Annotated in this window: 9 protein-coding genes and 1 pseudogene; 8 read left to right on the top strand and 2 right to left on the bottom strand. The window is 34.2% G+C overall.

The annotated features are described in order from the left end of the window. Positions 1-77 precede the first annotated feature (77 nt). The 5 genes and pseudogenes from JFU54_RS24925 (at position 78) to JFU54_RS24945 (ending at position 5,188) form a co-directional block, all read left to right on the top strand. Entirely contained in the window at positions 78-716 is a 639-nt protein-coding gene (locus JFU54_RS24925; protein ID WP_002012250.1) for a response regulator transcription factor, read from the top strand. Between the two features lie 4 nt (positions 717-720). Continuing rightward, positions 721-1,820 (top strand): annotated as a pseudogene (locus JFU54_RS24930) (sensor histidine kinase). A 136-nt stretch (positions 1,821-1,956) separates the two neighbouring features. Continuing rightward, positions 1,957-2,895, top strand: coding sequence for an ABC transporter ATP-binding protein (locus tag JFU54_RS24935; RefSeq protein ID WP_002086377.1), 939 nt, complete (start codon positions 1,957-1,959; stop codon positions 2,893-2,895). A gap of 36 nt (positions 2,896-2,931) precedes the next feature. Further along, a complete protein-coding gene (locus JFU54_RS24940) occupies positions 2,932-4,041 on the top strand; it encodes an ABC transporter permease (RefSeq protein ID WP_201066749.1) in 1,110 nt (369 codons plus the stop codon). Position 4,042: 1 nt separating this feature from the next. Continuing rightward, positions 4,043-5,188: an ABC transporter permease gene (locus JFU54_RS24945; protein WP_002086373.1), complete on the top strand. Its 1,146-nt coding sequence runs from the start codon at positions 4,043-4,045 to the stop codon at positions 5,186-5,188. A gap of 44 nt (positions 5,189-5,232) precedes the next feature. Here JFU54_RS24945 and JFU54_RS24950 read toward each other — a convergent pair whose 3' ends face one another. Further along, positions 5,233-6,171 (bottom strand): esterase/lipase family protein, encoded by a 939-nt coding sequence (locus JFU54_RS24950; protein WP_201066751.1) that lies wholly within the window; start codon positions 6,169-6,171, stop codon positions 5,233-5,235. A gap of 119 nt (positions 6,172-6,290) precedes the next feature. On the opposite strand from JFU54_RS24950, the gene cls reads away from it, so the two are divergent. After that, entirely contained in the window at positions 6,291-7,502 is a 1,212-nt protein-coding gene (gene cls / locus JFU54_RS24955) for a cardiolipin synthase (protein WP_201066753.1), read from the top strand. 53 nt (positions 7,503-7,555) lie between these two features. On the opposite strand, the gene pyrH is transcribed toward cls, so the two are convergent. Beyond that, positions 7,556-8,299, bottom strand: a complete 744-nt coding sequence (gene pyrH / locus JFU54_RS24960) for a UMP kinase (protein WP_002012233.1) — start codon at positions 8,297-8,299, stop codon at positions 7,556-7,558. A 380-nt stretch (positions 8,300-8,679) separates the two neighbouring features. Between pyrH and JFU54_RS24965 the strand changes: the two genes are divergently transcribed. Further along, positions 8,680-9,951 (top strand): cation:dicarboxylate symporter family transporter, encoded by a 1,272-nt coding sequence (locus JFU54_RS24965; protein WP_002012230.1) that lies wholly within the window; start codon positions 8,680-8,682, stop codon positions 9,949-9,951. Between the two features lie 24 nt (positions 9,952-9,975). Further along, positions 9,976-11,415: an aspartate ammonia-lyase gene (gene aspA / locus JFU54_RS24970; RefSeq protein ID WP_002012229.1), complete on the top strand. Its 1,440-nt coding sequence runs from the start codon at positions 9,976-9,978 to the stop codon at positions 11,413-11,415. Positions 11,416-11,460: the final 45 nt, after the last annotated feature.

An 11,460-nucleotide genomic window follows, 5' to 3' on the forward strand; every position in this document is an offset into this window, starting at 1 on the left:
TATATAATGAGCAAGAAGGAAATGTTACACAGAGAAAGGATGTGAATGTTAGTAGGGGAAGGTCCATACTAACAAACATGAAAATTAAAATATTAATAGCGGACGATAATTCTTTTATTAGAGAAGGCATGAAAATTATTTTAAATACATACGAAGAGTTTGAAGTATTAGATACTGTAAATGATGGGAAAGAGGCTGTAGCGTATTGTAAAAAGTATGAAGTTGATATCGCGCTTTTAGATGTTCGTATGCCAAACATGAACGGGGTAGAGGCGACGAAGTTAATTTGTGAAGAGACAAAAACGAAGCCTCTCATTTTAACGACGTTTGATGATGATGAATATATTTTGGATGCAGTAAAAAACGGAGCGAAAGGTTATTTGTTAAAAAATAATGATCCTGAGCGTATTCGTGATGCGATAAAAGGAGTTTATAACGGTCAAACTGTTATGCAAGATGTAGTGCTTGATAAAATTAAGTCTAATTTAATGGAAAGTAAAGAGGAAGAATCTAAAATTGATAAGAGTCTTTTTACAGAAAGAGAGCTTAGTATTATCGCATTAATTGCGAAAGGTTTCTCAAATAAAGAAATTTCGAAGCAACTTTTCATATCTGAAGGAACGATTGCAAATTATATTACATCAGTTTTAGGGAAAACTGGACTAGAACATCGCACACAAATTGCGATTTATTACTTAACAGGGAAAGTAGATTAATGTTATGGAATTTTGGTTAACTGTAAGTAAACTTATTGTCTTTTTATATATAGTGTTTAGCTACATTCATTTAAATGTTACGAACTTACCGTGGATTATACTTACTTTGCTTTTATATCTTTCTGTCAATGTGTTGATCTCTATATTTAAAAAAGATACGTACAAAAACATATTAACTTGTGTGTCAATTGGCGTAGTTATGTTATTTACATGGAAGGTTCATCCGTTTTTTATTTTGTTTTTACCTTTGAACTTATATGAAATTGCAAATTATTACATAAAAAAGAAATGGTTAATCTTTTTCATTATGATTCTTCCTATTATTTTTATAGGTGAAGGTATTCAAATGACGTATGGACTTATTAGTGCATTTTGTTTTTTTCCTTAACGATAGCTCATCGCTATATAGCACGATTATTAAAACTAGAAATGCAAAATGATAAAATGAGAAAAGACATACAAAGACTTACGAAAAGTTTAAATGAAAATAAAGATTACATAAGGCAATCTGAATACACATTTAAATTAGAGGAAAGAAATCGACTATCTCAAGAAATTCATGATAAAATCGGTCACTCAATGACAGGTGCACTTATTCAAATGGAAGCAGCGAAGAGATTAATGGAAATAGATAAAGTGAAATCTGCTGAGTTATTACAAAATGCAATTCATATTTCAAAAGATGGAATTGAAAGCATTCGGATTACATTAAAAAATATGAAGCCACCAACTGAGCAAATTGGTATTCATCGTATGAAATTATTCATAGAGGAATTTGCCGGTAAGCATGATATAAATATTCCTTTCGTATATAAAGGGAATTTAGATATGATTTCACCGATTCAGTGGAAGATTATTGGTGAAAATGTTACGGAGGCACTAACAAACGCGATGAAATATGCTGATGCGACAGTCATTTCAATAGATATTCATGTACTGAACAAGATGGTGAAAGTACAAGTGAAGGATAATGGTAAAGGTGCAGCTCTTGTTAAGAAAGGCCTCGGTATTATGGGAATGGAGGAGCGAACAGCATCAGTAAACGGAAAAATTATTGTAGATGGAACAAGTGGTTTTTCAGTAACAATGTTATTGCCGATATAAGAGGATGAGACGAGGATGAATCATCTCATATGAAAAAAGTGAATAATCTCATGTGAAAAGGGTGAACTTCTGCACTGAGCAGGTTCATTCTTTTTGTTTATAATAAAAGCAGAGAAACCGAAATAGGGGTGAAATGATGAATACATTGGAAATTAAAAATTTAACGAAAAAATTTGGTGACTTCATCGCAGTAGATAATATGTCTTTATCTATTAAAGAAGGAGAGATATTTGGCTTTTTAGGATCAAATGGTGCTGGTAAAAGTACAACGATTAATATGATTGCTGGTTTGTTAAGAAGTAATGAAGGTGAAATTAGCATACTAGGAAAAAATATAAAGAAACATAATCGATTTGCGAAAATGAATATCGGTATCGTTCCGCAAGATATTGCGATTTATGAAGAGTTAACTGCCTATGAAAATGTGAAATTCTTTGCTGGATTGTATGGATTACGAGGAGCCGAGCTAAAAGCGAGAGTAGAGGAAGCACTTCAATTTGTAGGCCTTAGTGATAAACATAAAAGTTATCCGAAAAACTTTTCTGGCGGGATGAAACGAAGACTGAATATCGCTTGTGCAATCGCTCATAGACCGAAGTTAATTATTATGGATGAACCGACAGTTGGAATTGATCCGCAGTCAAGGAACTACATTCTTCAGTCTGTCCGAAAATTAAATGAAATGGGAAGTACGATTATTTATACGAGTCACTACATGGAAGAAGTAGAAGAGATTTGTACGAAAATAGCAATTGTCGATCACGGTAAAGTAATTGCAGAAGGAACGAAAGAACAGTTAAAAGCAATTATTACAGATACGAAAGATATTTGGATTGAAGTAAAGTCAGTAGAAAATTTAGATGTAGAAAATTTAAAAGAGATAAATGGTGTGAAAGCTGTTCAAATTGAAGAGAACGTAATCAAGGTAAACTCGGATGCAGGATTAAATAATTTAAATAAAATTATTCAGCATTTCATTAATCATGACATTGAAATTCGTTCGTTAGAGGAGCAGGCTCCAAACTTAGAAACAGTATTTCTTACGTTAACTGGAAGAAACTTACGAGATAAATAAAGGTAAATGAAGAAAAGGTAAAGGGAGGTTCATCAATTGAACATCTTTAACATTGCAGTGATGCACATTAAAAGAGATTTCAGGGACGTAAGAACTTTAGTTTTTATGTTAGCATTTCCGATTGTACTTATGCTTGTGTTAGGAACAGCGTTAACGAATGCATTTAATAGCGATAGTCAATCGTTTAAGGATATACAAGTGCTATATAAAGATGAAGCAAATAGCACGTTTTCTCAATCATTTGAAGCATTTACGAAAGAAGTCGATAAATCAGGTATTCATTTTAAAAAAGCTTCCGAAGGTATAGATGGGAAAGAAGAAGTGAAGCAAAATAAATATGCTGCTTATGTAGAGTTAAATAAAGATGGTGCAAAATTTTATGGAAGTGACAAAAGTAGTATTGAGGGAAGTATTGTGGAAGGCATGCTTACAACATTTGTTGATAAGTACAACGTAGTGGCCGAAGTTGCAAAAGTAGACCCGAGTAAGGTTAGCGCAGTTATTTCAAACGGAAATCATAATGATTATATTAAAGAAACATCTTTACAAGCTGCTAAAAAACCAGGTTCTATGGATTACTATGCGGTTGTAATGACGACGATGATTGCACTGTACGCTGCAATGGGGGCGAGTTTTTTAATTCGAGGAGAACGAATACGTAAAACAGGAGATCGTTTAATTGCAGCACCTATAAGTAAGGCTGAAATTTTCATTGGGAAAGTGCTCGGTAGTCTTGTAGCGAATGCACTTTGTCTATTACTTGTCGTTTTATTTAGTAAATTTGTTTTTCAAGCGAATTGGGGCGACCATATTGGAATCATATTTATTATTTTACTAACAGAAGTCTTTTTAGCAATTAGCTTCGGTTTAGGAATCGGATATATTACAAAAACAGGTGAGGCATCTAGAGCGATTATTATGGTTGTTGTGCAATTAGCGTCTATTTTTGGTGGTGCGTATTTCGTAGTGGAAGAAAATTTCGTTACGAATTTATCACCATTAACGTGGGCAAACACAGCTATTATGAAAATTATTTATGCAAATGATGTAGGAGCGGCACTGCCGGTAATATCTTTAAATCTTGGGATTTCAGCAATCTTCTTATTAATTGCGATTATTGCATTACGTAGACGGGAGGGGCTATAGTATGAAAGATATTTTATGGCTCATACAAAAAACGTTATCTGTGCTTCTGAAAAATAAAAAGGGGTTACTCATTATTATTAGCTTGCCGATAATAGGAACGCTCATTTCCTTTTCGATATATGGGAATGTAGGGCAAGGAACGTTAAATATTGGGGTTATAAATAAAGAAAATCAACCTATCGCAAATGATACAGTGAAATTTTTAGAAGGACTCAATCATGTAAATGTTAGTAAAATTAAGGAATCTGAAGTGGAAGATAAACTCACTTCAAAAAAACTTGATGGTGTTATTACATTACAGTCTGGTTTTTCTGAAAGTGTTCGAGAAGGGAAACCGAGTCATATTGAGATTTCATCGATTAAAGGCGATCAAGTAACAGGATTTATAAAATCGTATTTATATAACTATGTTGATAACATCGCTGCGATTAGTAAAGTGGCAGGGGCCGATCAAAGTACGTTTAATAGTATGTACGCGGGTTATCAAAAAAGTTCATTTAAAGTAAAGTCTGAGACACTTGAAGATACTTCAAAAAATAAAGATATGACAAATCAAACGATGGGTTATCTTATTATGTTTATGTTATTTTCAGCAGTGAACTTATCAGGATTTATTTTAAAAGAAAAAGAGAACAGAACGTATTTTAGATTATTATCAACGCCGATTGACGGAAAGAAATTTATATTATCTAATGTCGCAGTAAATATGATGATATTAACAGTACAAATTGTAATTGCAGTATTCTTTATGACGAATGTTTTTCACACAACTATAAATATGCCTTTCATAGTTATGATTGGTGTGCTTATGATATTCGCTTTAATTGCAATTGGTTTATCGTTAGTCATTGTGTCTTTTTCAAAAAGTTCAACTGCTTCAAATGCAATGCAAAATATAGTAATAGTACCAACATGTTTACTTGCTGGATGTTATTTCCCGTACGACATTATGCCGAAAGCAGTACAAAAAGTAGCTGATTTCCTTCCGCAGCGTTGGTTACTAGATACGATTTCAAAACTACAGCAAGGCATTCCATTTTCTGAGTTGTATTTAAATATTTTAATTTTATTCGCTTTCGCGATAGCATTCTTCTTAATTGCTATTTATAAGTTTGGAAGAAATAATGATGCGAGGAACTTCATTTAATGAAAAGGTGTGGCGCAATGCCATACCTTTTTTGTATTCGTAATTTAAAGTATCTTTTGTAATATAGGAATGCTTTTGTAGAGCACTTCGTTATGTGAAGCATGCACAACATATTTATTTCCTTCTAGAAGAAAAACGCTATGTAGAACAGCGTTACCGTCACCATGTTTTGTAAGTATATCACCGACGACTTTTCCGTCTGTCCATTCTAGTTTTGAATGTGAAGGGACGACTTGTAAATATTGAATCGTTTCTACTCCATCTCCTGCAATAAGTGTAGTTTCAATATTTCTTTTCTGTATAATAAATCTATTTTCATTTAATGTATCGAGGAAAGGGTTTTTCATTTGCATCTTACTATAAGGAAGAAATGTAATAGAAGAGCCTGATCTTATAAATAAATAATTTCCATAATCTTTACAAGGAATAACATCTTGTAATCCTGGAAAGTAACGGTGTATCGCTTCGACTTTATTCATTTTATACAAGGTACTTAAGTAGTGTATGTACTGTTCCATATAGGAACGAACAATATTTATTTTAGAAGATGCATGTACTGGGAGACTACCTCCAGTCCAATAACTATAATTGGGGGGAGATCCAGCGTTTGGTGTACAAAGTATAATAAGTTGCTCCACATCATTTTCATATTCTTCACTTTGAACGTAAGAACGTGCAAGAAGTCCACCCATACTATGACAAACTAAATTTAGTTTATCGCACCCTGTAAATTCTTTAACATAGGCAATTGTTTTTAATAAATATTTTTGAGTGGAAAAAGCAATACGCTGACGCCAGTCATAAAAACAGATAAACAAGTTTTTATTTCGTTCATAGCCGATACTTTCTAACATCATAATGAATGGTTCATAAATAAACGAAGAAAGCCCAAAGTTCCAATTACCGGTACCAGGAATAATAATATTACTCATTGAACCGAAAAGACCTGGGATAAAAATAATAGGAGTTTTTGCTCTTTTCATAGTCTGCTCTCCTTTAAGTTTTTAACATCCGACAAAAAGTAAGAAATACATTTTGTATGAAAACATACTTTAATGAAACACTACGAAATAGTAAGTAATATGAGTGGAAGGAAATCAAAATGATTAAAAAAATATTGCGAGTCACTTCTATTATTATTGCTATTTTCGTTGTTATTTTAATTTGGATGCATATTGACGTTACGCTCGGAAGGAAAATGGAAGCCGTGAAAAATATGCCGACAGAGTATGCGCCTCATTATAGTGACTTTCAATTATATGTGGAAGGGAAGTCGTTTTATAAACAGTTGTTTACTGATATAAGAGAAGCGAAGCGATCTATTTACACTTATTTTTATATTTTATCGGATGATAAAAGTAGCCATACTTTTTTAAACTTATTAAAGGAGAAGGCGAAAGAAGGAATAAACGTATATTTATCGGTTGATTTAATTAATGATTTATCATTTGAAAGAAAGATGAAAAATGAATTGCGGGAAAGTGGTGTTCATTTTACATATAGTAGAAAACCGGAATTGCCATTTGGATTTTATTCACTTCACCATCGTAATCATCGTCGTATTACGACGATTGATGGGGAGATTGGCTATACGGGTGGCTTTAATATGGGGGATGAGTACTTAGGGAAAGATAAGCGATTTGGATATTGGCGTGACTATCATGTGCGGCTTAGAGGAGAAGGAGCAAAAGATTTAGAAGAGCAATTCGCTTTAGATTGGAAACGAGATACGAAAGAACATATAAAAAGAAGTACGAATAAAGCGAGTAAAGGGAATACATTACATACGATGGTTAGCTACAATGGACATCACGTCGCTGAAAAATATATAAAGTTAATAAAACAAGCGAAACATTCAATTGTAATTACAACACCTTATTTTATAGCGAAAAATAAAGAATTAATGAATGCTTTAATTGGAGCGCAAAAACGTGGTGTTACAGTAAAAATACTATGGTCATATAAACCAGATATTCCTCTTATTAAAGAGGCAGCGTATCCTTATATTCGTCAAGCTGTTAATAACGGGATTACGGTATATGGTTATAAAAAAGGTATGTTTCATGGAAAGTTAATGCTGATTGATAATGAACTAACTGTTATCGGTACTACAAACTTTACTGCACGTAGCTTCTATATTAATGATGAGATGAATTTGTATATTCATGGTGGTCCTATCGTAGCGCAAGTAAATAAGGCGTTAATAGAGGATTTTAATGATTCGAAAGAAATGAAGAAAGAGTTTTTTGATAACTTATCTTTTTGGGAGCGTTTTAAGGAGAGGTTGGCGGGAGTAGTTGATTTTTATTTATAATAATTAAGGAAGAAAGGGTGTCTATAAAGGACACCCTTTTTTGATGGGAATAACTATTTTTCATGCACAAGCATCGAAACATCATCATTAATCAACGTCCCAACATGTTCACCTAAACAAATTCTTTTCATAACACCAGGCTCATCAAAGTTAAAGACGTGTGCCGGTAAATTATAATCTCGAGCAAGTAATAAAGCGGCTTGATCCATTACTTGTATGTTTTGCCTAACAATATCGTTATAGTTCAGTTTACTGTACATTTTCGCTGATTTGTTATGTTTCGGATCACTTGTAAAGACACCGTCTACTCCTTGTTTTGCGACTAAAATGGCGTCGCTATTCATTTCAATGGCTCTTTGTACACTTGGGTAATCTGTTGTAACGAATGGTTGCCCGTTACCACCACCGAATATGACAACATAACCGTTATCTAAATGATGTACTGCACGTAGGCGAATATATGGCTCAGCTACTGCATTAAAAGGGATGGAAGTCATAACGCGTACTTCTCTATCTGTTTTACTTGTTAAAACGCCGCGAAGCATTAAGCTGTTAATAATCGTACCTAGCGTACCGATATTATCAGCTTCTACACGATCAATTCCCCATTCTTCAGCTAGATGACCTCTGAAAATGTTACCGCCGCCGATGACAATGGATACTTCGATATCTAGGTCAATAATGGATATTATTTCGTTTGCGATATGTTCTAATCGTTTGGAGTTAAAGCTATTTCCAGATTGATCAGCAAGTGCGCCGCCACTTAGTTTAATTAAGACGCGTTTATATGGTTTCATAACAATTCCCCCTATATAGATTGCAATAAAAAAGGAACAAAGGCGAATGCCTTTGTTCCTTCGTAAGAAAATGAAATAGAAAAGAAATAGATATGATGAACTTCTTCACGTGATTTTTCATAACATCCACTCCTTTTCATCCCCATTTATTTAGAATACGTATATCTTTTAGATTATACGAAATAATCTGATGTTTTATCAAGGTTATTTTATTTCTTTTTTATAAAAAAGTGTCAATGAATATTATAAGAAATAAATTTGAATTTTTTGTGACGAACTTGTAGGTTTTTGTATGATTTTGTAGGTTCGCCTATATGATGTGTGAGTAAGCTTTTATAAATACGAAATGAAAGCGTTCGCATAAAAGGGGATGAACATAAATGAAAAAATTCGGATTGGCAACACAAATTTTTGTCGCACTTGTTTTAGGGATTGTAGTAGGGGCAATCTTTTATGGCAATAAAACGGCGATTTCTTATATCACACCAGTTGGGGATATATTTATTCATTTAATTAAAATGATTGTAGTACCGATTGTTATTTCAGCATTAATTGTTGCGGTAGCTGGTGTAGGTGATATGAAAAAGCTTGGGAAACTGGGCGGTAAGACAATTCTTTATTTCGAAATTATTACGACGATTGCTATTTTAATGGGATTACTTGCAGCAAATATATTCCAACCAGGTACTGGCGTTGATATGAGTAATTTACAGCAAAGTGATATTTCTTCTTATAAACAAACAGCAGATGCAACAGAGAAGAAAGGCTTTGCAGAAACGATTGTTCATATTGTACCGAAAAATATATTTGAGTCTATTACACAAGGTGACTTATTACCGATTATATTCTTCTCAGTACTATTCGGTTTAGGAGTCGCAGCAATCGGAGAAAAAGGAAAGCCTGTTTTTAACTTTTTTGAAGGTGTGCTCGAAGCGATGTTCTGGGTTACAAATCAAGTGATGAAATTCGCACCATTTGGTGTATTCGCATTAATTGCTGTTACGGTTGCAAAATTTGGTGTAGCAACACTACTTCCTTTAGGAAAACTAGTGCTAGCTGTATACGTAACTGTTATACTATTCGTTGTGATTGTATTAGGTATTAATGCGCGAATGGTTGGAGTAAATATTTTTACATTAATGAAAATTTTAAAAGAAGAACTTATTCTTTCATTTACGACAGCAAGTTCAGAAGCTGTTTTACCTAATATAATGAGAAAAATGGAAGAGTTCGGTTGTCCAAAGGCAGTTGCCTCTTTCGTAATTCCCACAGGTTATACATTTAACTTGACTGGATCAGCTATTTATCAAGCGTTAGCGGCATTGTTTGTTGCACAAATGTACGGTGTACACATGTCACTGACGGAGCAAATAACGCTACTATTCGTTCTCATGTTAACATCCAAAGGTATGGCGGGAGTTCCGGGTGCATCATTCGTTGTTGTATTAGCGACGTTAGGATCAATGGGCTTACCGCTAGAAGGCATCGCATTAATTGCGGGAATTGACCGCATTTTAGATATGATTCGCTCAGCTGTCAATGTATTAGGAAATGCATTAGCTGCCATTGTTATGTCGAAGTGGGAAGGCGAATTCGATGATGAGAAAGCAAAACAATATGTAGAAACGGTCAAACAAACAAAAGCAGCGTAAGAGATTGTTAAGGAGTGAGTAATCATGGCAACATTAACTGAAGTTAAAAATGGAGTACGAATTGAAAAAGATTTTTTAGGTGAAAAAGAAGTACCAAATTATGCGTACTACGGTGTACAAACAATGCGTGCAGTAGAGAATTTCCCGATTACAGGATACAAAGTTCATGAAGGTTTAATTAAAGCGTTAGCAATTGTAAAAAAAGCGGCAGCACTTGCTAATGCAGATGTAGGAAGATTGGAATTGAAAAAGGGTGGTGCTATCGCAGAAGCATCACAAGAAATCCTTGAGGGGAAATGGCATGATCATTTCATCGTTGATCCAATTCAGGGCGGTGCAGGAACTTCAATGAATATGAACGCAAATGAAGTCATTGCCAATCGTGCCCTTGAATTATTAGGAATGGAAAAGGGAGACTATGATTATATTAGTCCAAACAGTCATGTAAATATGGCACAATCAACAAACGATGCATTCCCAACAGCGATTCATATTGCAACATTAAATGCATTAGAAGGCTTATTACAAACAATGGGTTATATGCATGATGTATTTGAATTAAAAGCAGAACAGTTCGATCATGTTATTAAAATGGGTCGTACACATTTACAAGATGCTGTGCCAATTCGTCTTGGACAAGAATTTAAAGCATACTCCCGCGTACTTGAACGTGACATGAAACGTATCAAGCAATCACGTCAACATTTATATGAAGTAAATATGGGAGCAACTGCAGTTGGTACAGGCTTAAATGCAGATCCAGAATATATTGAAGCAGTTGTAAAACATTTAGCTACAATTAGTGAACTACCACTTGTTGGTGCAGAAGATTTAGTAGATGCAACTCAAAATACGGATGCGTACACTGAAGTATCTGCAGCACTTAAAGTATGTATGATGAACATGTCTAAAATTGCGAATGACCTTCGCCTAATGGCATCAGGTCCACGCGTTGGATTAGCGGAAATTATGCTACCAGCTCGTCAACCAGGTTCATCTATTATGCCAGGGAAAGTAAACCCTGTTATGCCAGAAGTAATTAATCAAATTGCGTTCCAAGTAATTGGTAACGACCATACAATTTGTCTTGCTTCAGAAGCAGGACAATTAGAATTAAATGTTATGGAACCAGTACTTGTTTTCAACTTACTTCAATCTATTAGCATTATGAATAACGGTTTCCGTGCCTTTACAGATAATTGCTTAAAAGGAATTGAAGCGAATGAAGATCGCTTAAAAGAGTACGTTGAGAAGAGTGTAGGAATTATTACAGCCGTGAACCCTCATATCGGCTATGAAGCAGCAGCTCGCGTTGCGAAAGAAGCAATTGCGACAGGGCAATCCGTTCGAGAACTATGTGTGAAAAATGGTGTATTGTCACAAGAAGAATTAGAGTTAATTCTAGATCCATTCGAAATGACACACCCAGGGATTGCAGGAGCAACTCTTTTAAAGAAAAATTAAAAGAAGAGGGGGACAATCCCCTCTTTTTTGTTTACAATATAGAAA

The organism is Bacillus sp. TH19, assembly GCF_016651075.1.
In the GTDB taxonomy this organism is placed as follows: Bacteria; Bacillota; Bacilli; order Bacillales; family Bacillaceae_G; genus Bacillus_A; species Bacillus_A mycoides.

Coding starts and splice junctions, on each gene's coding strand:
- aspA (WP_002012229.1), top strand. CDS start 9,976: ATGGCAACATTAACTGAAGTTAAAAATGGAGTACGAATTGAAAAAGAT.
- JFU54_RS24925 (WP_002012250.1), top strand. CDS start 78: ATGAAAATTAAAATATTAATAGCGGACGATAATTCTTTTATTAGAGAA.
- pyrH (WP_002012233.1), bottom strand. CDS start 8,299: ATGAAACCATATAAACGCGTCTTAATTAAACTAAGTGGCGGCGCACTT.
- JFU54_RS24965 (WP_002012230.1), top strand. CDS start 8,680: ATGAAAAAATTCGGATTGGCAACACAAATTTTTGTCGCACTTGTTTTA.
- JFU54_RS24935 (WP_002086377.1), top strand. CDS start 1,957: ATGAATACATTGGAAATTAAAAATTTAACGAAAAAATTTGGTGACTTC.
- JFU54_RS24950 (WP_201066751.1), bottom strand. CDS start 6,171: ATGAAAAGAGCAAAAACTCCTATTATTTTTATCCCAGGTCTTTTCGGT.
- JFU54_RS24945 (WP_002086373.1), top strand. CDS start 4,043: ATGAAAGATATTTTATGGCTCATACAAAAAACGTTATCTGTGCTTCTG.
- cls (WP_201066753.1), top strand. CDS start 6,291: ATGATTAAAAAAATATTGCGAGTCACTTCTATTATTATTGCTATTTTC.